Below are 24,169 nucleotides of genomic sequence, written 5' to 3'. Positions count from 1 at the left end.
GCTCACTGCTCACTGCTCACTGCTCACTGCTCACTGCTCACTCTTCGCCCACGCCCACTCAGCGCGGTCAGAAGCCCCAGCGCTGCCGCCTCCAGCGAGAACTGGCCCATGCTGGAGAGCGCGGTCCAGAATGGAAGCTTGGCATAAAAGGCGTAGATGAAAGCAGCGAAAAGCTGCTGCTTGAGCGCCAGGATGAGGAGGGTAAAGACGAGTGTCTTCGTCCACAGACCGCCCGGAAGATATCTCCAGCTGAAAGCGGCGCAGAACAGGCAGGCCAGGGCTGGTTCAACGAAGGTCGCGTAGGAAGGTATCTGGACATTTAACCCATAGGGCATTTCGCACCAGCCATGGGTAGGCGCGAGATATTGGAAATGGGCTGCGATACCCTGCTGGGCAAGCGAGACCAGCGGATTAATCGCAAAGGTCAATAAAAGCCCAAGGATCAGGATGCCCGCGGCCTTCTGCCATCCCGTTTCCATATATCGCCATCCGAGCGCGGCCAGAGCAACCGTGGTGGCATAAGAAAGCGCGCCGGCCAAGCCGGTGAGTGCGAGGAATGCCGCCGATGCCAGATGCGGAACGCCGCAATATGCGTTCATGAACCAGCCTCGCAGTGTCTCGTTGAGGCCGCACATCAGAAGGAACAGGATAATGGCCGAAAGCGCCCGCGAGCGCTGCTGCAGTGCCGTGTGAATGCAGCCGTAAAGCCAGATCGCCCCCCACGCCATGGCGAAATCCGTGGCAAGGCGGAATGGAAGCCATGCTTTCACGGTCTGGTCGGGGTAAGGCACATGCAGAATATCTGTCATGACCACGTGGACGCTGAGCGACAGCACGGCCGTCAGGAAAAAACCTTTCGCCAGACGGCCCCAGCGGACATCTGCGAACAAGCGCAACTCGCGCGTTGCGGAGACGGCCATTTTAAGAACCTCATCGCCTTTAGAGCATGATCCCGAAAAGTTGCAGACTTCCAGGTAAGATCATGCGGCCAAAACAAAGGCTTAGAGCGGGATGCCCGATTCAACTTAATTGCATACCGCTCTAAGCGCACGGAAAACCCGCGCTGGCGCAATATTCTATTGCAGAAGCATGTTCTATCAAAGCTTTAAGCGGATCAGGGCTGGGATCTGAAAATCGAGCCGGTGAAGAAAGGCGACGGGCGCGAGGCGGCGAGGCGGTCTTCATGCACCCAGCCGATCATGCTGGTCGAAGGCACAACGACGCGATGCCATTTGCCGGTCTTGCCATAGGACCGCATTTCGCGACCGCGCTCGACAGTGCCGATGGCGGATGCCTTTTCCCAGGCGTTCTCGTGAATGACGGTGCGCTCGCTGGCATAAATAATGGTAGGGGTGGTCCCAGGCATGGGGCGTCCGACCGGAATGTTCGCGATGGTGGCTTTAAGTGGAGCTTGTGGGGTTTTGACTGGAACCGGGGGCCTCAGGACCATTATCTGGGATGCCTGGCTGCGCGGGGAGGGGGTGACGGGACGCACGGGAAGCTGCGGGCGCGGCGTATCAGCCTTGGGCGCGGGACTTGCCTTCGCCATGCTCTCCTGCCTCCTGGCCGGCGCGACCACCTCTTGTCGTCTGGCGCTGTTTTTCTCCGTTTCCTTGGGGCTGGAAAACCGGGGCATCGAAAACTGGCTTGAAGCCCAGGAAAAATCCGGACGTTTGCCACCCGAAGCCGTCCACCAGCCGGCGGCGCCGAGCGCCACAATGGCGAGAAGCGCAGCGCCCGATCCCGATGAGCCTGAGCCTTTGGCTGAACGTCTTTTCCTGGCCATGAGAACTCCCACCTGTCGATGCGGCGGAAGCTACCAGCCGTTCCTTCGTATTTGGTTACCTGTGACAACGCAGGATGATGTTCCTGCAACGCTTGGAAAACCGAGTCGAAAACTAAAAGTTGACTTTTCCCAAGAGATGCACTATTTCTGGTTTATCGATCTTTTTGCTTGCTGAACTTGGTTGCCGCGCGAATCGCGCTTTGAACGAACTTCCCTTTCAAAAAATCGCTATCACCATCCGCATGGCCATCGGCTTTGCGGTTCATTAACACTGCTTTGAAAGGGTTTGTCATGACCACAGGCACAGTAAAATGGTTCAATTCCACCAAGGGCTTCGGCTTTATCCAGCCTGACAACGGCGGCGCTGACGTGTTCGTTCATATCTCGGCCGTCGAGCGCGCAGGAATGCGCGAAATCGTCGAAGGCCAGAAGATCAGCTACGAGCTCGAGCGCGACAACAAGTCGGGCAAGATGTCCGCAGGCAACCTGCAGGCTGCCTAAAAACACGGCTTAGAGCAGGATTGCATCCGGCTCTAATCCATCTCCGCTTTCCTTTGACCACGGATGTACTGGCATTGTTGAAAGCAGGATGACGAAGGGCCGGGCAATTTGCCTGGCCTTTTTTGTTTGCGCTTCTCTCCTGCAGAATATCGTAAAGTTGCCGGCGGGATATGCCAGGCAGGCTGGCGATTTCGGCCTTGCCCTTTCCCGTCGCCGGTATGATTTCCTCGGGGATGCGCCGGGATGTGCCGGGCACCGCTCCAGCGGCTGCCTTGCTTCATGGACTGCAATCTGGGATATCGTCGATGACGAGACATGCAGGCTCGAACCACTTGCAAACCCGTTCGGGCCCAAACTGTTGCCTATGTCTCCAGTGTAAACTGTAACCTATGTGTCCGGTATGGACCCTAGAAGATATGGCGATCCCGGCTGGATTCGAACCAGCGACCATCAGCTTAGAAGGCTGGTGCTCTATCCAACTGAGCTACGGGACCGTCGGGACAAGCAATATACGCAGAGCTTCGCTCAGCCAAGCAAAAAGGCTTGGGATATCAGCCTAAACAGAGCGGAAAACCGCTCAATGCGTCCAGGGCTGCTGGCGGTCGTATTTGAAATTGTCGGAATAGGAAACCTTGCGCCGCGCCGCTTCCTTCGGCTCGTCAAGCCGGTAGGGAATGCCGTTTTTCTCGGCATAGGCAACAGCTTCTTCTTTGGTGCCGAAGAAAAGCTTGATCTGGCTCTTCATGTCGCCGGACGATGTGTAGCCCATCAGCGGCTCGACTTTGCGCGGGCTTTCCGGTTCGAACTCAAGGAGCCATTCCGTCGTTTTTGCCTTGCCCGACTGCATCGCAGTCTTGGCGGGACGATATATGCGTGCAACCATCCTGGTACCTTTAGAGCATTGAGGCCAATTGAACTTCGCCCGCGTGGCGGGAATGGTCGGAGCGAGAGGATTCGAACCTCCGACCCCCTGATCCCAAATCAGGTGCGCTACCAGGCTGCGCTACGCTCCGCCAATATTGATTTCCCTAGAGATTTAGTGGTCCCTGCGCAAGAGGGAAAATCCTTTTATTCAAGCCGATGCCGCGTCGAACCCGTTTTGCAGGTCCGCGATCAGGTCAGCCGTGTCCTCAAGCCCGATCTGCAGCCGGATGACCGGCCCCGGATAATCCGTCCTGGCCACAGTGCGGTCGGCAATGTTGACTTGAAGCGCAAGGCTGCCATAGCCGCCCCATGAATAGCCGATGCCGAACAGCTTTAGCGCGTCGAGGAAGGCCTGGGCCCTCGTTGCCCCACCGCCAGCGAGCACGAAGGCGAAGACGCCGGACGCGCCGGTGAAATCGCGCTTCCAGATATCATGGCCCGGGTGGCTTTCCAGCGCCGGATGCAGCACCGAGGCCACGCCCAGTTGGGTCTCAAGCCAGCGGGCGATTTCAAGCGCGCTTTTCTGGTGCGCATCGAGCCTCACGCCCATGGTGCGCAGGCCGCGCAGGATCTGGTAGACATCATCAGGCGCGGCGCACATGCCAAGCGTGCCGTGGCTTTCCAGCAGTTGCGGCCAGCAGCGCGCATTGGCCGATACCGTACCCAGCAGTACGTCGGAATGACCGGATGGATATTTCGTCGCCGCGTGAATGGAGATATCGACACCGTGGTCGAGCGGCCTGAAATAAAGCGGCGTCGCCCAGGTATTGTCCATCATAACGATAGCGCCCGCTTCATGCGCCATTGCCGAGATGGCCGGTATGTCCTGTATTTCGAAGGTGTTGGACCCCGGCGATTCGGTGAACACCACTTTGGTATTGGGGCGCATCAGCGCTGATATGCCGGCGCCGAGGTGGGGATCATAGTACTCTACTTCGATGCCAAGCCGGGTCAGCATGGTATCGGCGAAATGCCGGGTAGGGTAGTAGATCGTATCGACGAACAAGACGTGATCGCCCGCCGAGAGAAAGGCGAGGAGAGGGACGGTGACGGCGGCCAGCCCCGAGGGGACGAGAACCGTCCCGGCGGAGCCCTCCAGCATGTCGACCGCGCTTGCAAGCGCGTCGCTCGTTGGTGTGCCGCGCGTGCCGTAGGTGTATTTCTGCTTGCCCGACGCCATCGTCTGCGCATCGGGAAAGAGCACCGTCGAGGCATGGACCACCGGCGGATTGAGGAAGCCGTAATAATCGCTGGGATCGTAGCCCGCATGGGCGAGGCGCGTGTTGATGCCGAGCGGCTTCTGTTTGTCCGAAGGATTTGTCATCGATTTTCTCCCGGCTCTCTCAAGCCCACATGAATTATCTGTCGATAATCCCGCCGCGCCGGCCTTGCAACCGGCATCGCCTGTGGATTCATTTCTTCCAATCCCGTAACGCAGTGCGACGTTCGTTTAATAAGCGTTAAAAGCCTTGACCCCGCGCGAATAATCGCATTCGATATCGGGGTGGATGGGAAGCACGGCAGACATCTCAATGATACGGTATCCGCTTTTGGGGGCGTGTACCGGTATTCTGCTTGGGTCACCCTTCAAACGGGAACACAAAAGGCAACACAAAAAGGGTAGTGCCAAAATGAAAAAATCAGTTTTTAAAAGCGTCCTGGGCGTCGCCGCGCTCGCATGGACCGCGACAGTGGCAAACGCCGGCACGCTGGATGATGTGAAGGCCAAGGGCTTCCTGCAATGCGGCGTCAACACGTCGCTCGCCGGCTTCTCGGCGCCGAACGACAAGGGCGAATGGTCCGGTTTCGACGTGGATTATTGCCGCGCCGTTGCCGCCGCCGTCTTCGGCGATGCCACCAAGGTCAAGTTCACGCCGCTCAACGCCAAGGAACGCTTCACCGCGCTGCAGTCGGGCGAAATTGATCTCCTGGTTCGCAATACCACCTACACCATCAGCCGCGACACCGCGCTGGGTCTCGATTTCGCCGGCATCAACTATTATGACGGCCAGGGCTTCATGATCAACGCGAAGAAGCTTTCGGGCATCAATTCCGCGCTGCAGCTCTCCGGCGCCTCCATCTGCGTACAGTCCGGCACGACGACCGAGCTGAACCTCGCCGACTATTTCAAGACCAACAAGATGGAATATAACCCCGTCGTGTTCGAGAAGCTGGAAGAGGTCAACGCCGCCTATGATGCCGGCCGTTGCGATGCTTACACCTCCGACCAGTCCCAGCTTTATGCCGTGCGCCTGTCGTTGGCCAATCCGGACGACCATGTGGTCCTGCCGGAAATCATCTCCAAGGAGCCTTTCGGTCTCGGCGTTCGCCAGGGCGATTCGCAGTGGGCCGACGTCGTGCGCTGGACCCATTTCGCGATGCTGAATGCCGAGGAATTCGGTATCACCCAGGCGAATGTCGAAGAGATGAAGAACTCCGCCAATCCGGAAATCAAGCGTCTGCTTGGCTCCGAGGCGGATACCAAGATCGGTACCGATCTGGGCCTGACCAATGATTGGGTCGTTCGGATCATCAAGGGCGTCGGCAATTATGGCGAGGTATTCGAGCGCAATCTCGGCGCTTCCAGCCCGCTGAAAATCGCCCGCGGCCTCAACGCCCAGTGGACGAAGGGCGGCTTGCAGTACGGTGTGCCGGTCCGCTAACACCCAAGCATAGCCTTCCGAGCATGAATGAAGCCGGGAAGGCGGCGAAGAGCCGCCTTCCCGGTCGTCTTTCTAAATTCAGGAAAAGTTTCCGTCTGGGTTTGCGTAAATACAAGAGTTGGAGCGGTTCCACGATTCAATCAAGGCGGGAACCGCTCTAGAGAACGAAACTGCCAATAAAAACAATAAATTGGGAACCACAGAGTAGTGAGGGTACATGGCTACGCAGGATATTGCAGAATCCGGGCGTGAAAGCCCGGGTGTATCGTTTTTATACGATCCTAAAATCCGGGGCATCGTCTATCAGGCTGTCGTTTTCATCGCGATCATTGGACTGATCTATTGGATCGTCGGCAACACGGTTGCCAATTTGCAGCGCGCCAATATCGCCTCTGGTTTCAGCTTTCTCAAAGGCCGCGCCGGTTTCGACGTCAGCGAGTCGCTGATCGCATATTCGAGCGATTCCACCTATGCCCGCGCGCTTCTCGTCGGCGTGTTGAATACGCTTTATGTGGCCGCCATCGGCATCGTCACCGCCTCCATCATCGGCTTTCTGGTGGGAATTGGCCGGCTTTCCCGCAACTGGCTGATCGCCAAGATTTGCCTGGTGTATGTAGAAGTTTTCCGCAACATCCCGACGCTTCTGGTCATCTTCTTCTGGTATTTCGGTGTGCTTTCGGTGCTGCCGGAGGTCCGCGAAAGCTATTCCCTGCCATTCAGCAGCTTTCTCAACAAGCGCGGGCTGTTCTTTCCAGACCCCGTCTGGGGGGATAAGGCCTGGTTGATTGGTGTCGCAGTGCTGGTAGGGCTTGCACTTTCCGTCCTTGTATCCCGGTGGGCGCGCTCAAGGCAGATGGCGACCGGGCAGATATTTCCCGTATACCGCACCGCCGCCGCGCTCATTTTCGGACTACCGCTGCTCGCCTTCATCCTGGCTGGCTTTCCGCTGTCGTTCAATTATCCGAAGCTGGGCACCTTCAACCTTGCGGGCGGCTCGCAGGTGAGGCCGGAGTTCCTGGCGCTTTTCCTGGCTCTGTCCTTTTATACGGCTTCCTTCATCGCGGAGGTGGTGCGCGCCGGCATTCTGGGCGTCAGCAAAGGGCAGACGGAGGCAGCCTCAGCCCTCGGTCTTCGCCCGGGACAGACGATGCGCCAGGTGGTGGTTCCTCAAGCTTTGCGCATCATTATCCCGCCCTTGACGAACCAGTATCTCAACCTGATCAAGAATTCATCGCTCGCCATCGCCATCGGCTTTCCCGATCTCGTGGCCGTGGGCGGAACGATCCTCAACCAGACCGGGCAGGCCATCGAAATCGTGGCGATCTGGATGGCGATCTATCTCGGCATCAGCCTTGCGACCTCGGCTTTCATGAACTGGTTCAACGGTAAAATGGCATTGGTGGAGAGATAAGATGGCGAACCTCGATCTCACTCCCCGGCTCGGACCCGATCTCAACTTCGTACGCAAGGAAATGGCCGCCGCGGAACGCCCGCCGATTGGGGTGGGCGGTCTTACCCATTGGCTGCGTACCAATCTGTTCGCCACGCCGACGGATGCTGCCCTTTCGATACTGGCCATTCTGGCGCTCGTCTGGTTCCTGCCGCCGATGTTCGACTGGCTTTTCATCAACGCCGCATGGACGGGCAGCGATCGCACCGCCTGTATCACCGTGGCGCAGGGCGGTCTCCAGCCGGCCAATTGGTCCGGGGCATGTTGGCCGTTCATCCACGCGAAGTTCGAGCAGTTTATCTATGGGCGCTATCCCATGGAGGAGCGCTGGCGCGTCAATCTGACGGCGGCGCTGTTCGTGCTGCTTCTTGTGCCGCTGCTCATCCCGCGCGCGCCATACAAGAAGTTGAACGCGCTTTTGTTCTTCGTGGCCTTTCCGGTGGTGGCCTTCTTCCTTCTCGTCGGCGGCTCGCTTGACCTGAGCTATGTCGAGACCCCGCTTTGGGGCGGCCTTCTGGTGACGCTGGTTCTCGCCTTTGTCGGCATCGTGGTTTCCCTGCCGCTGGGCATCATTCTGGCGATGGGACGCCGGTCGAAACTGCCGGTCATCAAGCTGCTTTCCGTCATTTTCATCGAGACGGTGCGCGGTGTGCCGCTGGTGACGGTGCTGTTCATGGCCAGCGTCATGCTGCCGCTCTTCCTGCCGCCTGGCACCAACTTCGACAAGCTGTTGCGGGCTTTGATCGGGGTTGCCCTGTTCGAGACCGCCTATCTGGCGGAAGTGGTTCGCGGCGGCCTGCAGGCTATCCCGAAGGGGCAGTTCGAGGGCGCGGATTCGCTGGGCCTGAGCTATTGGCAGAAGATGCGGCTGATCATTCTGCCGCAGGCGCTGAAACTGGTCATTCCGGGCATCGTCAACTCTTTCATCAGCCTGTTCAAGGACACAAGCCTCGTCTACATCATCGGCATGTTCGATCTGCTTGGCATTGTCCGGCAGAACTTCTCCGATACGAACTGGGCCTCCCCGGAGACGCCTGCCACAGGGCTGATCTTCGCCGGCTTCGTCTTCTGGATTTTCTGTTTTGGGATGTCGCGCTATTCCATCTTCATGGAACGCAGGCTCGACACATCTCACAAATGATCCCGAAAAGTTGCAGACTTTTCGGACAAGATCATGCGACAATAAAGAATTAAGGGAACTTTTCCATGAATACTCAACACAGCATCATCGATCCCTCTGAAATCCAGGCGGACCGCTCCAAGATGAAGGTTTCCTCCACCGAAGTGGCGGTCGATATCGTCAACATGCACAAATGGTATGGCGACTTCCATGTGCTGCGCGACATCAATCTGAAGGTGATGCGCGGCGAGCGCATCGTCGTCGCCGGCCCGTCCGGTTCAGGCAAATCGACCATGATCCGCTGCATCAACCGGCTGGAAGAACACCAGAAGGGCAAGATCATCGTCGATGGCATCGAGCTGACGAACGATCTGAAGAAGATCGACGAGGTGCGCCGCGAGGTCGGCATGGTCTTCCAGCACTTCAACCTCTTCCCGCACCTGACGATCCTTGAGAACTGTACGCTCGCGCCGATCTGGGTCCGCAAGATGCCGAAGAAGAAGGCGGAAGAGATCGCCATGCATTATCTGGAACGGGTCAAGATACCCGAGCAGGCGAACAAATATCCGGGCCAGCTTTCCGGCGGCCAGCAGCAGCGCGTGGCGATCGCCCGCTCGCTCTGCATGAACCCGCGCATCATGCTGTTCGACGAGCCGACATCGGCGCTCGATCCGGAGATGATCAAGGAAGTGCTCGACACCATGGTCTCGCTCGCGGAAGAGGGCATGACTATGGTCTGCGTCACCCACGAAATGGGTTTCGCCCGCCAGGTCGCCAATCGGGTCATCTTCATGGATCAAGGCCAGATCGTCGAGCAGAACTCACCGGCGGAATTCTTCGACAACCCGCAACACGAACGCACCAAGCTGTTCCTGAGCCAGATCTTGCATTGATTGAGCGCGGCCTTCACCCTCGTGGTTCGAGGCTCGTTACGCTCGCACCTCAGGATGAGGGTGAAGGGAATAAGCCTATCGCGTGGAATGCCCCTCACCCTTACCCTCTCCCCGCACGCGGGGCGAGGGGGGCGTCAGCGTTTGCGCCCCTTCCTTCTTCCCTGCACCGGCAAAAGGAAAAGGCGAAGACGTCCATGTCCCCCTCTCCCCGTAATTCACGGGGAGAGGGTAAGGGTGAGGGGCAATCCGCAACGCTTCAGTATCCCTCGTGGTGAGGTGCGACTCGTAGCTTGCGAAGGGGAGCCTCGAACCACGGGGGCGCTTGGCGATTCCATCAACACCGTCAATCCAACCAATTCTCAATCCGCAAAGCGCGAATGCGCTTGAATTCGCCCATGTTGGCAGTCACGAGAACGGCGCCAAGCGCACATGCGTGAGCGGCGATGAACAGGTCGTTGGGACCGATGGGGTTGCCTGCGGTTTGCAGTTCGGTTCGAATGCGGCCATATTCTGCATCAGCGGGTACATCGAGCGGGAGTACTTGCATACTCTCAAGAATCGCCTCGATCTGCGCCGTGAGTTTTTGCGAATTTTTCCTGGCGCATCCGTAGCGTAGCTCCGCCGCCGTAACGATGCTGACACAAATCGCATCCGGTCCTGTTTCAGCGATACGTCTGGCAACCGGGCCTTGCGGGTTCCGTGCGAGGTCGGACACGATGTTGGTATCCAGCATATAAAGCCCGCTCACAGGTCGATTTCCGTCGCCGGAGGCAGAGTGTCGTCAATATCGGGGAATTGATCTTCAGGCCCAAGCGGTTTCAACTCGGCCAGAACATCCAGCAAATTCTTGCGCCGCACCGGCTCGATGATCAGGCGGTCCCCATCGCGATGGATCATTACCCGGTCGCCGGGAAGCTCGAAGTCAGCCGGAATGCGCACCGCCTGGCTTTTGTTATTGCGGAAGAGCTTGGCCTCCCGCGAATGCTCATAGTGCCGGAACTCTGGCATATCGCGCTCCTTTGCATATACAAGAGTATATACATCGTCTTCGCGACTATTTCAAGCGGCCTCGCCAAACCCCGTCCCGTCATACCCATACAACCAATCCAGATCCGCCAGAAACCGCTCCGGCGATCTCGCACGCAGCAGCATGTTCCGCCCCAGCGCCAATGGTCCGGCGGTGTGATAGGCGAAGCGGTTCCACGATCCGCGCCGCGCCACGCGGGCGATGCGCTTGGTCCGCTCTTCATCGAAGCGGGCAAGCGCCGCCGGCCAGTCCGCTTCTTCAACCGTTAGAGCCGCCGCTAGCGCGCAGGCGTCTTCTATCGCCATCGCCGCGCCTTGCGCCGCGAAGGGCGTCATGGCGTGCGCGGCATCGCCAAGAAGGATCGTACGCTCATCAATGATGAAGCGGGATGAGCGCATCTCAAACAGCGGCCAATGAGTCCATTGTTCGGCTGCCGCCCGGATGACGGCGTGGATGGCAGGGTGCCAGCCGGAAAAGGCGACCGCAAGCTTGATGCTGTCTCCTTTGGCTGACCATTCGCGGCCGGGATCGCTGCCCTTGGTGACCGCGACGAAATTGAAGGATTTTCCGGCCTTTACAGGGTAGGCGATGAAATGCGCCCCGCGTCCAAGCCAGGCCGAAACGCTGTTCGTATCCGGCAGAACCGCCAGGAATTCTTGCGGGAGGGCCTCGGTGGCCAGGCTCGCTCGCCATGCGATATGGCCGGTGAAGGCAGCGCTTTGCCGAAGCTCCGCCGCCGCGCGCCGCGCCGACCATACGCCGTCGCAGGCGATGAGCAGCTTGGCCTGATGTTCCTCGATGCGGTCTCCCGCATTGATCCGCACCGTCACGCCATTCTCTCCGGCGCTATGAGAGATGACATTCGCGCCGAGCCTGAGCGTTATGTTTGCGTGTTCATTGACAGCGGCGATGAGTGCCGCTTGCAGATCGGCCCGGTGGCAGGCGAGGTAGGGGGCATTCCAGCGCGCTTCCGCCCCCCCAAGGCCCATGCGGGTGAGGGGCCTGCCCTTCGCCCCGTCGATCAGATAAAGCGCATCCGGCGTGACCGCCTGCGGGATAAGCCGGTCGAGAACGCCAAGGCGGGCAAGCAGACGGGTGGCATTGGGCGCAAGCTGCAAGCCCGCGCCGACTTCGGAAAGCTCACGCGTCTTGTCGAAGATCGCGACGGAGAAACCCTTCATCGCGAATGCCAGCGCGGCTGTCAGCCCCGCGACGCCCGCGCCTGCTACGATGATGTGCTTGGCGTCTTTCATTGAAGTGCTGGCGGGACAGTACCCCCCTCTGGCTTGCCAGCCATCTCCCCCTCAAGGGGGGGGATTACGCTCTCATCGGCGTTCGGCACCAATCGCAAGCCTTGAAGGGTGAGCGGCAAGGGCCGTATCAGCCAATCTCCCCCCTTGAGGGGGAGATGCCCGGCAGGGCAGAGGGGGGTACTGCCTCGCGCTTCCGTCAAAACAGGAACCGCCTCAATCGCTCGTCATCACATAGAGACAACCGGCGGGCTTGGTCTCCACCCCATGCAGGCTGGCATTATACTTGTAAAGCGTCGAGCAATAGGGACAGACCAACTCGTCATCCTCGCCCATGTCGAGATAGACATGCGGATGGTCGAAGGGCGGATTGGCGCCCACGCACATGAATTCATGCACACCGATTTCGATGGCTTCATGGCCGACATCATTGTGGAAATGCGGGATGGGATGATCGGACATGAGGCGCTCCAGATGCTACAGCATGATCATGCGGGTAAAGCAATGATCGGCTTGACGTTTACCGCGGTTGATCCTTTTGCGGAAACGTTTGGATCAAATCGCCCCATATTTCAAGCCTGACAAGACATTTCAAGCCTTGGTTCCATTCCACCCAAGCGCCCGGCGCACCAGCGGCGCAAGCAAAGGCTGCGTGATGGCGACCACAACGATGCCGCCGAAGATGCCGGCCAGACGGTCGATGGCAGGCAGAATATCGGGCGAGGGGCCCATTCCCTGAACCATCGCCATGATGATGGCGACGCCCGCCTGCAGCCCGACATAGGATGCCTCGCCGCCGCGATGGTGAACTTGCGCGCTGATGAACAAGCCTGTGCCCATCAGAACCAGCCAGGGCAGCATGGCGTCGGCGGCAACCTTCATGGCCAGAAGGCCATAGGCCGCGCCAAGCAGACATCCAAATGCGCGGGTAGCTGCCTTCCAGTGCGGCCCGCTCTGCATGGAAATCAGGATGATGACGGCGGTGATCGGCGTCTGCCCGAGGGCCGGCAGTTGCAGGCTTTCCCAGATGGATGGGATGGCGGCGATGGCAATACCGCCGCTGATCGCATTGGTCGCAAGGTTGCGATCGAGGGGCCGGGCGAAAAGACCGGGCCTGGCGTCGCGCTCCGTCCCTTGTGGCGCTCGCTCCGCGAGGACATAATCGACGAGGCAGCCGGCCAGTATGCCGACGAGAATCTCCAGCGTGCGATAAACGGCAAAGTCGATGGCAGCGTCCGGCGTGTTCAGCGAGCCGAACATGATCACCAGGGTCGTGACACCACCGAGCAGAAACGCATAGCCGTGCCGTGCGCGCTCGAAGCCATAAAGGGAGACCGCCGTCGCCGCCGCGCAGGTGAGTTCGAACATGAAATGGTGAGCAACGAGCGCCGCCCCTGCATAGCCGGCAAAGGCGCCGATAATGGTGCCAAGCGCCCGGTCGAGACTGCGCGCGAGCGTCGCTGCAACATCGCTTTGGCCGATGACAAGCGCGGTAATCCCCGCCCACCAGGGATTGTCGAGGCGCAGCCACAGGGCGAGCAGAATGGCTAGGAGCGCCGCCAGCGTTCCCCTGATAGCCGTATGCACATGCGCATGCGCGATCGAAAACGACAGCGCGCGCCATTCCGCTTCAAGACTGGCGAGGAGGCGCTCGATGAAATCCAGCATGGAGGCTCTCAGCGGAAGAAGAGCACGCGGGCGTCGGCGCCCATGAAAAGACCGCTCGTCCGCACTCCGGGGTCGAGCACGATGGTGACGGGCAGGCGCCGGCGAAGCCTGATCCAGCCGGTCGTCGGCGCGACATAGGGCAGAAGAGCCTCCGGCGCCTGGTCACGGGCGATGCCGCGCGCCACCCCCTGCACCCGGCCCGGCAGAAGTCGCCAGGGGTCGGCGTCGAGCCATACCCAGACGCGCGTACCGGCGGGTACGGAGGCTGCGACATCCTCCTTGAAATTGGCGACGATGCGCCACCGGCTATCATCGATGATGCCGATGAGCGGCTTGGCCGCGCTGGCATATGCGCCGGGCCGCACGGTGAGATTGTTGACATAGCCGGAAACCGGCGCGGTGAGGCGGGTCCGCGCAAGGGAATACTGCGCAATCGCCAGTTCGGCCCGGACCTGCGCCAAAGTCGCTTCCGTCGCGGCAGTCCGCCCCCTGTTCGACGTCCCCTGCGCTGCCTCGATGCCGGCCAACTGCTTGAGCTTGAGATCGACGGCGAGTTGATACGGCGCAGGATTGATGGTTGCGAGGAGCGTACCCGGCGTTACCCTCTGATTGTCCTGCACATCGACCGACTGGACCACGCCAGAAACTTCCGGCGCAACCGCCACGAGATCGGACTGGACGAAGGCATCCCCCGTATAGGCGATGAAATGGCCGACGATAGTGTAGAGCGCGATACCCATCAGCAAAATGCCCGCAACCCACGTGGCACGGGCATATCGCGCTCCGCCGGATCGTGCGGGTTTCTTGCCGGATGCTGCATTATTGCTGGTGGCCATGGCTTTTTAATTCATTGAAACAAGGATAGCATCCCCTATTTCGCATAAATACTTTTAAAAGTTCAGTGTGTTATTGTGTTTTACAGCTATTTCATCGCCGCCAGCCATAAGGCTCGATGAATCCGGGATATTGCGGAAATTTCGATATCGAATGCGATTTCATGGCCCCCGTGCTATCAAACTGTCATAAGACTTTCATAAGTTCCGGGTCGGTTCGGGCAGGGCCGGACGGAACGGAGAGTGGATGAGATGAACGAAGCGAACACGACGATAGTTGAAGAATCCGCGGTAAGGATCGAGGCGGAAGCCGCCGCCGCGCCGGGGGAGCCTTCCTTGCTGGAAAGCCCGGACCGTTTCGTCAATCGCGAATTTTCCTGGCTGCAGTTCAATCGCCGTGTTCTGGAAGAGGCGGGCAATGAGAAGCAGCCGCTGCTGGAGCGCCTGCGCTTTCTCTCCATTTCGGCGGCCAATCTCGACGAGTTCTTCATGGTGCGTATCGCCGGCCTCGCGGGGCAGGTGCGCGCCGGCATCGCCAACCGCAGCTCCGACGGGCGCACGCCGCAGGAGCAGCTCGATTTCGTTCTGGAGGAGGTCGGCAAGCTTCAGGCGGCGCAACAGGAAAACCTGCACATCCTGCTTGGCGAGCTTTCCCGCGAAAAGATCGAGATCGTCAAGCCGGATGCGCTGAGCGCGGAGGAGAGAAGCTGGCTCGAAGGCCATTTCCTCGAAACGATCTTCCCGATCCTGACGCCGCTCTCCATCGATCCGGCCCATCCGTTCCCGTTCATCCCGAATCTCGGCTTCACCATTGCGCTGCAGCTGGCGCGCCGTGCCGACAACCAGCCGATGACGGCGCTTCTGCGCCTGCCCATCGCGCTCAAGCGCTTTATCCACCTTCCGCAGGAGAATGGCCGCTCGCGGTTCATCTCGCTGGAGGATGCGGTGAGCCTCTTCATCGGCAGGCTCTTCCCCGGTTATGTGGTGAAGGGCGCGGGCACGTTCCGCATTATCAGAGACAGCGATATCGAGGTGGAGGAAGAGGCGGAAGATCTGGTGCGCCTGTTCGAAAGCGCGTTGAAGCGCCGTCGTCGCGGTCAGGTCATCCGCATCGAGTTCGACAGTGAAATGCCGGAATCGCTGCGGCTTTTCGTGGCGACTGAACTCGCCGTGCCGGAAAACCGCATCAGCGTCTTGAAGGGCCTGCTCGCGCTCAACATGATCTCGGAAATTGTAGCCGTTCCACGCGCGGATTTGAAATTCGTCCCTTACAATCCCCGATTTCCCGAGCGCATTCGCGAGCATGGCGGCGATTGTTTCGCGGCGATTCGCGAAAAGGACATCGTGGTCCACCATCCCTACGAATCTTTCGACGTGGTGGTGCAGTTCCTGCGTCAGGCGGCGGCTGACCCGGATGTGCTGGCGATCAAGCAGACGCTCTACAGAACCTCCAACGACAGCCCCATCGTCCGCGCGCTGGTGGACGCGGCGGAAGCCGGAAAATCGGTAACGGCGCTGGTGGAATTGAAGGCCCGCTTCGATGAAGAGGCGAATATCCGCTGGGCGCGCGATCTGGAGCGCGCCGGCGTTCAGGTCGTCTTCGGCTTTCTCGAATTGAAGACCCATGCCAAGATGTCTCTGGTCGTCCGCCGCGAGGATTCGCGGCTACGCACTTATGTCCATCTCGGCACCGGCAATTATCACCCCATCACCGCGCGCATCTATACCGATCTCTCCTTCTTCACGAGCGATCCGGTTATCGCGCGCGATGTCGCGCACCTCTTCAATTTCATCACCGGCTATGCCCAGCCCGATGGCGAGATGAGCCTCGCTGTCTCGCCGCTGACGCTGCGCGACCGCATTCTCAAGCACATCGATGATGAAATCGCCCACGCGAAGGCCGGCCGCCCCGCCGCCATCTGGATGAAGATGAATTCGCTTGTCGATCCGCAGATCATCGATGCGCTCTACCGCGCCAGCATGGGCGGCGTGGAGGTCGATCTGGTGGTGCGCGGCATATGCTGCCTGAGGCCGCAGGTTCCCGGACTGTCCGATAACATCCGCGCCAAATCCATCGTCGGGCGCTTCCTCGAGCACAGCCGCATTTTCTGCTTCGGCAACGGCCATGGCCTGCCCTCGGAAAAGGCCATCCTTTATATCGGCTCCGCCGACATGATGCCGCGCAATCTCGATCGCCGGGTGGAAACGCTGGTGCCGATCACCAACGCGACGGTGCATCAGCAGGTGCTTTCACAGATCATGCTCGCCAATGTCATTGACAATCAGCAAAGCTACGAACTACTTGCCGATGGTACCTCGCGCCGGATAAAACCTGCGGAGGGAGAAGAAGCCTTCAACGCGCAGGAATACTTCATGACCAATCCAAGCCTTTCGGGGCGCGGCAAATCGCTGAAATCATCCGCGCCGCGCCTGATAGCGCATCGCAAGCGCGCCCGCGCCGAGAGAAACCGCACCGCATGAGTCTTCCCCTGGCTCAAGGGCGCCTGAAAGGGCGCCAGCCGATCGCGGTCATCGATATCGGCTCGAACTCGGTGCGTCTGGTTGTCTATGAAGGCGTCGTCCGCTCCCCGACGGTGCTTTTCAATGAGAAGATTCTGTCCGGTCTGGGCAAAGGCTTGGCCAAGACCGGACGCCTCAACGACAAATCCGTCGATAGCGCGTTGCGCGCGTTGCGCCGGTTCCGGGCGCTGGCCGAGCAGGCCGGCGCCACATCGATCCATGCGATCGCCACAGCCGCCGCGCGCGAGGCGGAGAACGGCCCCGCTTTTATCGCGGAAGCGGAGGCGGTGCTGGGCGAGCACATTCAGGTGCTGTCAGGCAAGGAAGAGGCCTATTATTCCGCGCTGGGCATCATCTCCGGCTTTCACAATCCCGATGGCATCGCCGGCGATCTCGGCGGCGGCAGCCTGGAACTGGTGGATGTGCGCGGCCACACCATAGGCGATGGCATCACCTTGCCGCTCGGCGGCCTGCGCCTGCAGGACCTTTCCAACGGCAAGCTGGCGGAAGCGGCGAAAATCGCCCGTGCCGAACTTGACCGGGCAAAGCTCCTGAATGAGGGCGAGGGGCGCATCTTCTATGCGGTCGGCGGCACATGGCGAAATCTCGCCAAGCTGCATATGAGCGTCAATAACTATCCGCTGCATATCATGCACGCTTACGAGATGGACCCGAAGGAGGCGCAAAACTTCCTGCAACGCGTCGCCAAGGGCGATGTCGATCATATGCCCGGCATCGAGGCGGTGTCGAAGAACCGCCGGCAACTGCTTTCCTACGGCGCGATCGTGCTTCTGGAAACCATAAGCCGGATGAAGCCGGGCAAGATCGTCTTTTCGGCGCTTGGCGTGCGCGAGGGATATCTCTACTCGCTCCTGTCTAAGCAGGAACAGCGGGTCGATCCGCTGCTCGCCGCAGCCGAAGAGACCGCAATCTTGCGCGCCCGGTCGCCGCGCCATGCCCATGAGCTTGCGGATTGGACTGAGAAGGCCTTCGCGGCGCTGGGTTTCGATGAAACGGAAGATGAGGCGCGTTATCGCAGGGCCGCTTGCCTGCTTGCCGATATCAGCTGGCGGGCGCATCCGGATTATCGCGGATCGCAGGCGCTCAATCTCATAGCACACGGCTCATTCGGCGGTATCGATCACCCCGGACGCTCCTACATGGCGCTCGCCAACTACTTCCGTCATGAGGGAGTAGTGGACGATGCCGTGGCGCCCGAAATCCTGCGCCTTGCCACGCCCAGGCTCCGCGAGCGGGCAAAGCTGCTCGGCGCCCTCCTGCGTGTCGTCTATCTCCTGTCCGCTTCGATGCCGGGTGTGATCCCGCATCTCACTTGGCGCGCGATGGAAAACGGCGGCCTCGAGCTCGTGGTGCCGAAGAACCACGCCGATCTGGTGGCCGAACGCCCGGAAGCGCGGTTGCAGCATCTGGCGAAGCTGGTGGGCAAGGAATTGCATCTGGCGGTTGGGGAATAACCCGACCGCCGCTCCGGCCTTCTTGCGCCCGCTTCAGTTTATCCGCACTATGCCGTGAATATCTGCAACGAGAGGGTTGTAAGATGCGCGAAAAAATCAAGGCGTTGCTTGGCGTAGTCGCGTTCTATCTGCTCTTTACGTATTTGCAGCCTTATGCGCTGCCGCCGCATATTCGCATCGAGAGTCCGGCATTTTTTCAATATCTGGATAGCCTGACGGGCTATCCGATCCTGATGAGCCGGATTCAATCTTTTCTGTTCTGCCTCGTCATCTATATCTTCTTTACGATAGTGCTGGAGCGGCAAAACTGGAAGGCTGCCTTTTTTCTGCAGGAAAGCCCGTATGGCCTACTGAAAGGCGGCGCTTTCGCAATTATCTGCACGACATGCGCTCTTTTGATATACCATGCAATCGGCTTGATCGACCTTAAGAGCCCGGTCGTCAGCTACTGCGGGGCGGTGAGCATTGTTTTTGCCTGGCTTGTTGGACAGATTTTCAACGCGCCGAAGGAGGAATTCATTTTTCGCGGCTATATGCTGGACCGCCTGGCGAGAAACTTCAACGTTCACCTCGCCATATCAGGTTCCTCAACAATCTTCGGCCTGGTACATATTTCAGAATTTGGCCTTCCGGGTGTTTTCGATGCAGCGGTCGGCGGAATTATTCTGGGATATATGTTCGTATATTATAGAAATATCTGGGTCCCCGTCGGTTTTCATGCGCTTTATGATGCCCTTGCCAATCCCTTGCAGGCTGGCAGTTTCTTCGCTCTCCAGCCGACAGCATCGCTAGCCTGGCTAGGCGCATATGCGGATCAGGCCCCTATGATCTGCAGCGCCATGATCAATACAGTCCTTTTGATCGCTTTCTTTGTCTGGAAACGCCTTTGGCTTCTGCCGAAATATTTCGAGGGCGATGCTCACGCGGATGCGCCACGGCTCCGTGATGGCGGGGCGTCGTGAATGCGGTTCCAGGCGCGCCGGAATTGCCGCGTTGAGGCAAAGCCTGCCTTTTCGGCCACGCTTTCCATGTCGAGCCGCGAGCCTTTCACCAACTCCTGGGCAAGAGCGATGCGCAAATTGTTCACATAGTCGGTGACGCTCATGCCAGTGTGCTCGTTGAACAGGCGCGATAGATTGCGCGGGCTGGTTGCGGTGATGTCAGCCAATGCCGTCACGGACCAATCCCTTGCCGGGTCCGCCGCAATGGCATCCTGCGCCCGGTGGATCGCCGGGTGAATGTGATTGCGGCCTTCCAGCCAAGGCGAGAACTGCGGATCGCCGCCGCTGCGCCTGAGATAGACAACCAGATAACGGGCGACGGCAAGCGCGACGGCGTGTCCGGCCTCCCGCGCCACGATATAGAGCATCAGGTCGATACCGGCGGTGATTCCGGCGCTGGTCATCCGGTCGGCATGTTCCACATAAAGCCGGTTTTCACGCACGGATGCCAATGGCGCAATGCGCTTCAATTCAGCGATGGTTGCATGGTGCGTGGTGCACTCATGGCCATCCAGCAGGCCCGCGCGTGCCGCGAGCAGCGCGCCGGAGCAGATCGTGACGAGCTTTATTCCGGGCCGGACACAGCGCCTGAGCCAGCCGACGATCTCCGCCTCTTGCTGCCTTTCCTCCGCAACATCGCGGAGGAGGGAACCCAGCGGTTCATCAGCCGCCCCGGAGATGATGACCAGCGCATCGTCCGGCAGTGTTTCCGGCAAGGGCGCGATGCCGCTGAGTTCAAGCCCGATCGAACTGCCGATACGCGGGGAGGGGCCGATATAGGTGACGTCGAAGCCTATGGCCTGCTGCTCAAGATTTGTCTTGCGCAGCACTTCCATAGGCCCGGCGATGTCGAGCAGCAACGCGCGCGGAGGCACCACCACGAAAACCGGGATGATCCTCCGCTCGCTCATTGCTACGCCGCCGCCCGTCGCGGCAATGCCAGGGCCTCGTCCGCCGTGGCGATCCGTGCGAACCGGCCACTGAGCACCAGCTCCGTGCGGGCGCGGATCTCCGCAGGTTCCCAGACACGGCCCGTCGCATCGGTCATGCGGAAGGTCAGCATCGCCTCGCCGACATAATCGACGGCGAAGCCCAGGTCGGAGGCGTGGCGGGTCGTCGTCTCGCAGCACTGTTCGGTGCGGATACCGGAAATGATCACGCGCCTGATGCCGTTCCTGATAAGCCAGACATCGAGGCCGGAGCCGACCAGCGCGCTATGCCGCCGCTTCCTGAAGACCGCATCGGGCTCGATATGAAGCGGCGCCAGCGTTGTCACGAAGCCGGACGCTTCGGAGAACGGGCCTTGGTCCTCGACATGAAAGATCTGCACGACCGGAATTCCTTGCGCCTTCGCCCCATCAACCAGCGCCTGCTGGCGCTCCACATAGGCCGCCACGCCGTCCTCGTGGAAGTAAGGCCGATGGCGGAAGGATTCCTGCGCGTCGATTACGATCAAAGCGGTATCAGCGGACATTTTTGTCATCTCCAGATGGTTGATCTGGATTGAGTTTTAAACAAGTTCTGCTGGGGAGAAATGCCGGTTTAGGACCGATAGGGGACAATTCACGCCAACTAAGGGAGTAGGGCAGTAGGGCAATAAGGCAGTATGTTCGATTATTGACATCGCCTGCCGGGAGACGCTTTTCCCCTACTGCCCTACTGCCCTACTGCCCTACTGCCCTAACTCAACCGCCACAATCCGCCGGTTCTCGAACTTTATCCCGATCTCGCCATCGATCAGCTTCAGCGCCTTGTCACCAAAGACCTCGCGGCGCCAGCCATGCAGCGCGGGCACGTCGGCCTTTTCGCCCTCGGCGGCGATTTTGTCGATGTCGTCGGAATTGGCGACGATCTTGGCCGCGACGCCGTATTCCTCGGTGACGAGCTTCAGGAGCACCTTGAGCAAATCAGCCGCGGCGCCCGCGCCTTCCGGCGAATGCGATTGCTTTGGCAGCCGCGGCATCTCTTCCTTGGGTATCGCCAGCGCCGCGTTGACGGCGGCGATCAGTCCAGCCGCCTGGCCCGAGCGCTCCCAGCCTTTTGGAATCGTGCGAAGCCGCCCCAGCGCCTCGGCGTCCACCGGTTGCTGCTGGGCGATTTCATAGATCGTATCATCCTTGATCACCCGGCCGCGCGGCACGTTGCGCTCGCGCGCCTCGCGTTCCCGCCAAGCCGCCACGGCCCGCATCACAGCGAGTTCCTGCGGCTTGCGCAAACGCGATTTCAGGCGTTTCCATGCGTCGTCGGGGTGAAGGTCGTAGGTTTCCTGCGCGGTGAGGATATCCATTTCCTCGTTCACCCAATCAGCGCGGCCTTCCTTTTCAAGCAGCGCCTTGAGGTGAAGGTAAACGTCGCGCAGATGGGTGACATCAGCGAGCGCATATTCGAGCTGCTTCTGCGAAAGCGGGCGTTGCCGCCAATCGGTGAAGCGGGAGGATTTGTCGAGGTTCGTACCCGTGATTCGGTTGACGAGCTGGTCATAGGAGATGGCATCGCCGAAGCCGCACACCATGGCGGCAACTTGCGTATCGAACACCGGATGCGGAATGAGATTGCCCAAATGAAAGATGATCTCGATATCCTGCCGCGCGGCATGGAAAACTTTCATCACCTTTTCATTGGCCATCAGCGCGAAAAAGGGCGCAAGATCGAGTTCCGGCGCCAGCGCATCGATCAGCGCCGTATGGTCGGGCGAGGCCAGCTGGATGACGCATAGTTCCGGCCAGAAGGTCGTTTCCCGAATGAATTCGGTATCGATGGTGACGAAATCGGATTTCGAAAGGGCGGAAACGGCCTCTTCGAGGCCCTGTGTCGTCGTTATAAGGTTCATGGGTTTTCTATAAGGGGAATAGGGGAATAGGGGAATAGGGGAATAGGGGAGTATGCCTGTTATCAAGGAATAATCGATAGGGCCTACTCCCTTATTCCCCTACTCCCCTATTCCCTTTGTGCCTTGACAAAACCAAGCCAAAATGCGCTTTTCCGCCCAAATTTTCCGTGCTGCGCCTAGCGCTCCGTTTCCATATTTCGAGGCAGACATCATGCATCCTTACCGCAGCCATACCTGCGCGGCTCTTCGCAAGTCGGACGTCGGTTCCACCGTCCGCCTGTCCGGCTGGGTCCATCGCGTCCGCGACCATGGCGGGATTCTCTTCATCGATATGCGTGACCATTACGGCCTGACGCAGATCGTGGTCGATCCCGATTCGCCGGCGTTCAAGATCGCCGAAACCGTCCGCAGCGAATGGGTGATCCGCGTCGATGGCGAGGTCAAGGCGCGCACGGCGGATACGGTCAACGCCGGTCTGCCGACCGGCGAAGTGGAAATCTTCGCGACCAAAATCGAAGTCCTTGCCGCCGCCAAGGAGTTGCCGCTGCCGGTGTTCGGCGAGCCGGATTATCCGGAAGACATCCGCCTGAAATACCGCTTCCTCGATTTGCGCCGCGACACGCTGCACAAGAACATCATGAGCCGCACGAAGATCATCGCCGCCATGCGCCGGCGCATGGCCGAGATCGGCTTCAACGAGTTCTCAACGCCGATCCTGACGGCCTCCTCGCCCGAAGGCGCGCGCGACTTCCTCGTGCCGAGCCGCATTCATGAAGGCAAGTTTTACGCCCTGCCGCAGGCGCCGCAGCAATATAAGCAGCTTCTGATGGTCGCCGGCTTCGACCGCTATTTCCAGATCGCGCCCTGCTTCCGCGACGAGGACCCGCGCGCCGACCGCCTGCCGGGCGAGTTCTACCAGCTCGACCTCGAAATGAGCTTCGTCACCCAGGAGGAAATCTGGGAGACGATGGAGCCGGTCATGCGCGGCATTTTCGAGGAATTCGCCGAAGGCAAGCCGGTGACGCAAAACTTCCCGCGCATCCCCTATGACGAAGCCATCCGCAAATACGGCTCCGACAAGCCGGACCTGCGCAACCCCATCGTCATGGAAGCGGTAACGGACCATTTCGCCGGCTCCGGCTTCAAGGTCTTCGCCAACATGATCGCGGGCGACCCCAAGGTCGAAGTCTGGGCGATTCCCGCCAAGACCGGCGGCTCGCGCGCCTTCTGCGACCGCATGAATTCATGGGCGCAAGGACAGGGGCAGCCGGGCCTGGGTTACATCTTCTGGAAGGAAGAAGATGGCACACTGGATTCGGGCACGCTTAGCGGAACTATGATACTTTCTGGCGGAGCTAGGAAGATTGTAGGGTCTGGCCCCGTTGCTAAAAATATCGGCGAGGAGCGCACCGAAGCAATTCGCCAACAGCTGGGGTTGGCAGCGGGCGACGCCTGCTTCTTCGTCGCCGGTCAGCCCGCGAAGTTCTACAAATTCGCAGGCGAGGCCCGCACCCGCGCGGGCGAGGAACTGAACCTCGTCGACCGCGACCGTTTTGAGCTGGCGTGGATTATCGACTTCCCGTTCTACGAATGGGATGAGGACAACAAGAAGATCGAATTCGGCCACAACCCGTTCTCCATGCCGCAGGGCGGGATGGAAGCGCTTGAGAACATGGACCCGCTGGAGATCAAGGCCTATCAGTACGATCTCGTCTGCAACGGTTATGAACTCGCCTCCGGCGGCATTCGCAACCAGCTTCCGGAAGTGATGATCAAGGCGTTCGAGAAGGTCGGTTTGACTCAGAGCGACGTGGAAGAGCGCTTCGGCGGCCTCTACCGCGCATTCCAGTATGGCGCGCCGCCCCATGGCGGCATGGCCGCCGGCATCGACCGCATCATCATGCTGCTCGTCGGCGCGAAGAATTTGCGCGAAATCTCGCTCTTCCCGATGAACCAGCAGGCGCTGGATCTTCTCATGGGCGCGCCGTCCGAAGTGGGGCCTGCGCAGTTGCGCGATCTGCATATCCGGTTGAACCCGGTGAAGAAGGAAGGGTAGGGCCTATTATTTGAAAGTGCCGGCTGGACAGTCTTCTCTGCCCTGCCGGAGAAAGGCTCGCGCCCTTCCCTCCCCCTTGCGGGGAGGGTGGCCCGAAGGGTCGGGTGGGGGTAGTGACGTTTGCGTCTCTGCTGAAGACCGTGGCGCATACGTCACCACCCCCATCCGCCCG

23 protein-coding genes, 2 tRNA genes and 1 pseudogene are annotated in these 24,169 nt (G+C 59.8%); 10 read left to right on the top strand and 16 right to left on the bottom strand.

Annotated features, from left to right (window positions below; all coding sequences use genetic code 11):
* Nucleotides 1–23: 23 nt before the first annotated feature.
* The gene (locus tag C7477_RS13005) at nucleotides 24–920 is read right to left on the bottom strand and encodes a hypothetical protein (protein WP_110752791.1); all 897 of its coding nucleotides are present in this window, start codon (nucleotides 918–920) and stop codon (nucleotides 24–26) included.
* A gap of 194 nt (nucleotides 921–1,114) precedes the next feature.
* Nucleotides 1,115–1,366, bottom strand: coding sequence for a hypothetical protein (locus tag C7477_RS18780; protein ID WP_146226099.1), 252 nt, complete (start codon nucleotides 1,364–1,366; stop codon nucleotides 1,115–1,117).
* Here C7477_RS18780 and C7477_RS18775 point away from each other — a divergent pair.
* Nucleotides 1,365–1,961: a hypothetical protein gene (locus C7477_RS18775; protein WP_146226098.1), complete on the top strand. Its 597-nt coding sequence runs from the start codon at nucleotides 1,365–1,367 to the stop codon at nucleotides 1,959–1,961. The genes C7477_RS18780 and C7477_RS18775 overlap by 2 nt on opposite strands.
* Nucleotides 1,962–2,062: 101 nt before the next feature.
* Nucleotides 2,063–2,287 carry a cold-shock protein gene (locus C7477_RS12995; RefSeq protein ID WP_281032545.1) on the top strand — a complete coding sequence of 75 codons (225 nt, stop codon included), beginning with the start codon at nucleotides 2,063–2,065 and terminating at the stop codon, nucleotides 2,285–2,287.
* A 133-nt stretch (nucleotides 2,288–2,420) separates the two neighbouring features.
* Here the strand turns inward: C7477_RS12995 and C7477_RS19215 are convergent.
* From C7477_RS19215 to C7477_RS12970, 5 genes and pseudogenes are all read right to left on the bottom strand, one after another.
* Nucleotides 2,421–2,578 (bottom strand): annotated as a pseudogene (locus tag C7477_RS19215) (HigA family addiction module antitoxin); the annotation flags it as partial.
* A 126-nt stretch (nucleotides 2,579–2,704) separates the two neighbouring features.
* Nucleotides 2,705–2,781: transfer RNA gene (locus C7477_RS12985), tRNA-Arg, on the bottom strand.
* Nucleotides 2,782–2,864: 83 nt separating this feature from the next.
* Entirely contained in the window at nucleotides 2,865–3,170 is a 306-nt protein-coding gene (locus C7477_RS12980) for an ETC complex I subunit (RefSeq protein ID WP_110752785.1), read from the bottom strand.
* A gap of 53 nt (nucleotides 3,171–3,223) precedes the next feature.
* A tRNA-Pro gene (locus C7477_RS12975) sits at nucleotides 3,224–3,300 on the bottom strand.
* Between the two features lie 59 nt (nucleotides 3,301–3,359).
* On the bottom strand, nucleotides 3,360–4,535 hold the full coding sequence (locus tag C7477_RS12970) for a cystathionine beta-lyase (RefSeq protein ID WP_110752783.1): 1,176 nt from the start codon (nucleotides 4,533–4,535) through the stop codon (nucleotides 3,360–3,362).
* Nucleotides 4,536–4,842: 307 nt separating this feature from the next.
* Between C7477_RS12970 and C7477_RS12965 the strand changes: the two genes are divergently transcribed.
* The 4 genes from C7477_RS12965 to C7477_RS12950 all read left to right on the top strand — a co-directional run bounded on the left by C7477_RS12965 (nucleotide 4,843) and on the right by C7477_RS12950 (nucleotide 9,337).
* Nucleotides 4,843–5,874 carry an amino acid ABC transporter substrate-binding protein gene (locus C7477_RS12965; RefSeq protein WP_110752781.1) on the top strand — a complete coding sequence of 344 codons (1,032 nt, stop codon included), beginning with the start codon at nucleotides 4,843–4,845 and terminating at the stop codon, nucleotides 5,872–5,874.
* Nucleotides 5,875–6,091: 217 nt separating this feature from the next.
* Nucleotides 6,092–7,285, top strand: a complete 1,194-nt coding sequence (locus C7477_RS12960) for an amino acid ABC transporter permease (RefSeq protein ID WP_110752779.1) — start codon at nucleotides 6,092–6,094, stop codon at nucleotides 7,283–7,285.
* Nucleotide 7,286: 1 nt separating this feature from the next.
* Nucleotides 7,287–8,465 carry an amino acid ABC transporter permease gene (locus C7477_RS12955; protein WP_110752777.1) on the top strand — a complete coding sequence of 393 codons (1,179 nt, stop codon included), beginning with the start codon at nucleotides 7,287–7,289 and terminating at the stop codon, nucleotides 8,463–8,465.
* 65 nt (nucleotides 8,466–8,530) lie between these two features.
* Nucleotides 8,531–9,337 (top strand): amino acid ABC transporter ATP-binding protein, encoded by an 807-nt coding sequence (locus tag C7477_RS12950; protein WP_110752775.1) that lies wholly within the window; start codon nucleotides 8,531–8,533, stop codon nucleotides 9,335–9,337.
* A 343-nt stretch (nucleotides 9,338–9,680) separates the two neighbouring features.
* Here C7477_RS12950 and C7477_RS12945 read toward each other — a convergent pair whose 3' ends face one another.
* The 6 genes from C7477_RS12945 to C7477_RS12915 all read right to left on the bottom strand — a co-directional run bounded on the left by C7477_RS12945 (nucleotide 9,681) and on the right by C7477_RS12915 (nucleotide 14,118).
* Nucleotides 9,681–10,085, bottom strand: a complete 405-nt coding sequence (locus C7477_RS12945) for a type II toxin-antitoxin system VapC family toxin (protein WP_110752773.1) — start codon at nucleotides 10,083–10,085, stop codon at nucleotides 9,681–9,683.
* Nucleotides 10,082–10,345, bottom strand: a complete 264-nt coding sequence (locus C7477_RS12940; RefSeq protein ID WP_110752771.1) for an antitoxin — start codon at nucleotides 10,343–10,345, stop codon at nucleotides 10,082–10,084. Before C7477_RS12940 ends, C7477_RS12945 begins: the two co-directional genes overlap by 4 nt.
* Nucleotides 10,346–10,396: 51 nt before the next feature.
* Nucleotides 10,397–11,617, bottom strand: a complete 1,221-nt coding sequence (locus C7477_RS12935) for an FAD-dependent monooxygenase (protein ID WP_181418412.1) — start codon at nucleotides 11,615–11,617, stop codon at nucleotides 10,397–10,399.
* A 213-nt stretch (nucleotides 11,618–11,830) separates the two neighbouring features.
* Nucleotides 11,831–12,076, bottom strand: a complete 246-nt coding sequence (locus tag C7477_RS12925; RefSeq protein WP_110752767.1) for a zinc-finger domain-containing protein — start codon at nucleotides 12,074–12,076, stop codon at nucleotides 11,831–11,833.
* 129 nt (nucleotides 12,077–12,205) lie between these two features.
* Nucleotides 12,206–13,282, bottom strand: a complete 1,077-nt coding sequence (locus tag C7477_RS12920; RefSeq protein ID WP_110752765.1) for an FUSC family protein — start codon at nucleotides 13,280–13,282, stop codon at nucleotides 12,206–12,208.
* A gap of 8 nt (nucleotides 13,283–13,290) precedes the next feature.
* Nucleotides 13,291–14,118, bottom strand: coding sequence for an HlyD family secretion protein (locus tag C7477_RS12915; protein WP_245411829.1), 828 nt, complete (start codon nucleotides 14,116–14,118; stop codon nucleotides 13,291–13,293).
* Nucleotides 14,119–14,412: 294 nt separating this feature from the next.
* Here C7477_RS12915 and C7477_RS12910 point away from each other — a divergent pair, with 294 nt between their 5' ends.
* From C7477_RS12910 to C7477_RS12900, 3 genes are all read left to right on the top strand, one after another.
* Nucleotides 14,413–16,596, top strand: coding sequence for an RNA degradosome polyphosphate kinase (locus tag C7477_RS12910; protein WP_342633278.1), 2,184 nt, complete (start codon nucleotides 14,413–14,415; stop codon nucleotides 16,594–16,596).
* Nucleotides 16,593–18,110 carry an exopolyphosphatase gene (gene ppx / locus C7477_RS12905; protein WP_110752761.1) on the top strand — a complete coding sequence of 506 codons (1,518 nt, stop codon included), beginning with the start codon at nucleotides 16,593–16,595 and terminating at the stop codon, nucleotides 18,108–18,110. The genes C7477_RS12910 and ppx overlap by 4 nt, the downstream gene beginning before the upstream one ends.
* A gap of 83 nt (nucleotides 18,111–18,193) precedes the next feature.
* Complete coding sequence (locus C7477_RS12900) at nucleotides 18,194–19,072, top strand: CPBP family intramembrane glutamic endopeptidase (RefSeq protein ID WP_110752759.1); 879 nt, start codon at nucleotides 18,194–18,196, stop codon at nucleotides 19,070–19,072.
* Here the strand turns inward: C7477_RS12900 and C7477_RS12895 are convergent.
* The 3 genes from C7477_RS12895 to rnd all read right to left on the bottom strand — a co-directional run bounded on the left by C7477_RS12895 (nucleotide 19,030) and on the right by rnd (nucleotide 21,941).
* The gene (locus C7477_RS12895) at nucleotides 19,030–20,022 is read right to left on the bottom strand and encodes a GlxA family transcriptional regulator (RefSeq protein WP_110752757.1); all 993 of its coding nucleotides are present in this window, start codon (nucleotides 20,020–20,022) and stop codon (nucleotides 19,030–19,032) included. The genes C7477_RS12900 and C7477_RS12895 overlap by 43 nt on opposite strands.
* Nucleotides 20,023–20,024: 2 nt before the next feature.
* Entirely contained in the window at nucleotides 20,025–20,585 is a 561-nt protein-coding gene (locus C7477_RS12890) for an isochorismatase family protein (RefSeq protein ID WP_110752755.1), read from the bottom strand.
* Between the two features lie 198 nt (nucleotides 20,586–20,783).
* Entirely contained in the window at nucleotides 20,784–21,941 is a 1,158-nt protein-coding gene (gene rnd / locus C7477_RS12885) for a ribonuclease D (protein ID WP_110752753.1), read from the bottom strand.
* A 211-nt stretch (nucleotides 21,942–22,152) separates the two neighbouring features.
* Between rnd and aspS the strand changes: the two genes are divergently transcribed.
* Nucleotides 22,153–23,997: an aspartate--tRNA ligase gene (gene aspS / locus C7477_RS12880; protein WP_110752851.1), complete on the top strand. Its 1,845-nt coding sequence runs from the start codon at nucleotides 22,153–22,155 to the stop codon at nucleotides 23,995–23,997.
* The last annotated feature ends 172 nt before the right edge of the window (nucleotides 23,998–24,169 follow it).

It is taken from the genome of Paramesorhizobium leguminum (assembly GCF_003217235.1).
Lineage (GTDB): Bacteria > Pseudomonadota > Alphaproteobacteria > Rhizobiales > Rhizobiaceae > Paramesorhizobium > Paramesorhizobium leguminum.
This window is presented reverse-complemented; position numbering and strand designations above follow the sequence as displayed.

What these genes read in the sequence shown, in the direction of transcription:
- rnd (WP_110752753.1), bottom strand. Translation starts at nt 21,941, where the DNA reads ATGAACCTTATAACGACGACACAGGGCCTCGAAGAGGCCGTTTCCGCC.
- C7477_RS18780 (WP_146226099.1), bottom strand. Translation starts at nt 1,366, where the DNA reads ATGCCTGGGACCACCCCTACCATTATTTATGCCAGCGAGCGCACCGTC.
- C7477_RS12960 (WP_110752779.1), top strand. Translation starts at nt 6,092, where the DNA reads ATGGCTACGCAGGATATTGCAGAATCCGGGCGTGAAAGCCCGGGTGTA.
- C7477_RS18775 (WP_146226098.1), top strand. Translation starts at nt 1,365, where the DNA reads ATGGGGCGTCCGACCGGAATGTTCGCGATGGTGGCTTTAAGTGGAGCT.
- C7477_RS12950 (WP_110752775.1), top strand. Translation starts at nt 8,531, where the DNA reads ATGAATACTCAACACAGCATCATCGATCCCTCTGAAATCCAGGCGGAC.
- C7477_RS12980 (WP_110752785.1), bottom strand. Translation starts at nt 3,170, where the DNA reads ATGGTTGCACGCATATATCGTCCCGCCAAGACTGCGATGCAGTCGGGC.
- C7477_RS12915 (WP_245411829.1), bottom strand. Translation starts at nt 14,118, where the DNA reads ATGGCCACCAGCAATAATGCAGCATCCGGCAAGAAACCCGCACGATCC.
- C7477_RS12920 (WP_110752765.1), bottom strand. Translation starts at nt 13,282, where the DNA reads ATGCTGGATTTCATCGAGCGCCTCCTCGCCAGTCTTGAAGCGGAATGG.
- C7477_RS12965 (WP_110752781.1), top strand. Translation starts at nt 4,843, where the DNA reads ATGAAAAAATCAGTTTTTAAAAGCGTCCTGGGCGTCGCCGCGCTCGCA.
- C7477_RS12955 (WP_110752777.1), top strand. Translation starts at nt 7,287, where the DNA reads ATGGCGAACCTCGATCTCACTCCCCGGCTCGGACCCGATCTCAACTTC.
- C7477_RS12900 (WP_110752759.1), top strand. Translation starts at nt 18,194, where the DNA reads ATGCGCGAAAAAATCAAGGCGTTGCTTGGCGTAGTCGCGTTCTATCTG.
- ppx (WP_110752761.1), top strand. Translation starts at nt 16,593, where the DNA reads ATGAGTCTTCCCCTGGCTCAAGGGCGCCTGAAAGGGCGCCAGCCGATC.
- C7477_RS12895 (WP_110752757.1), bottom strand. Translation starts at nt 20,022, where the DNA reads ATGAGCGAGCGGAGGATCATCCCGGTTTTCGTGGTGGTGCCTCCGCGC.
- C7477_RS12925 (WP_110752767.1), bottom strand. Translation starts at nt 12,076, where the DNA reads ATGTCCGATCATCCCATCCCGCATTTCCACAATGATGTCGGCCATGAA.
- C7477_RS12940 (WP_110752771.1), bottom strand. Translation starts at nt 10,345, where the DNA reads ATGCCAGAGTTCCGGCACTATGAGCATTCGCGGGAGGCCAAGCTCTTC.
- C7477_RS12935 (WP_181418412.1), bottom strand. Translation starts at nt 11,617, where the DNA reads ATGAAAGACGCCAAGCACATCATCGTAGCAGGCGCGGGCGTCGCGGGG.
- C7477_RS12890 (WP_110752755.1), bottom strand. Translation starts at nt 20,585, where the DNA reads ATGTCCGCTGATACCGCTTTGATCGTAATCGACGCGCAGGAATCCTTC.
- aspS (WP_110752851.1), top strand. Translation starts at nt 22,153, where the DNA reads ATGCATCCTTACCGCAGCCATACCTGCGCGGCTCTTCGCAAGTCGGAC.
- C7477_RS13005 (WP_110752791.1), bottom strand. Translation starts at nt 920, where the DNA reads ATGGCCGTCTCCGCAACGCGCGAGTTGCGCTTGTTCGCAGATGTCCGC.
- C7477_RS12970 (WP_110752783.1), bottom strand. Translation starts at nt 4,535, where the DNA reads ATGACAAATCCTTCGGACAAACAGAAGCCGCTCGGCATCAACACGCGC.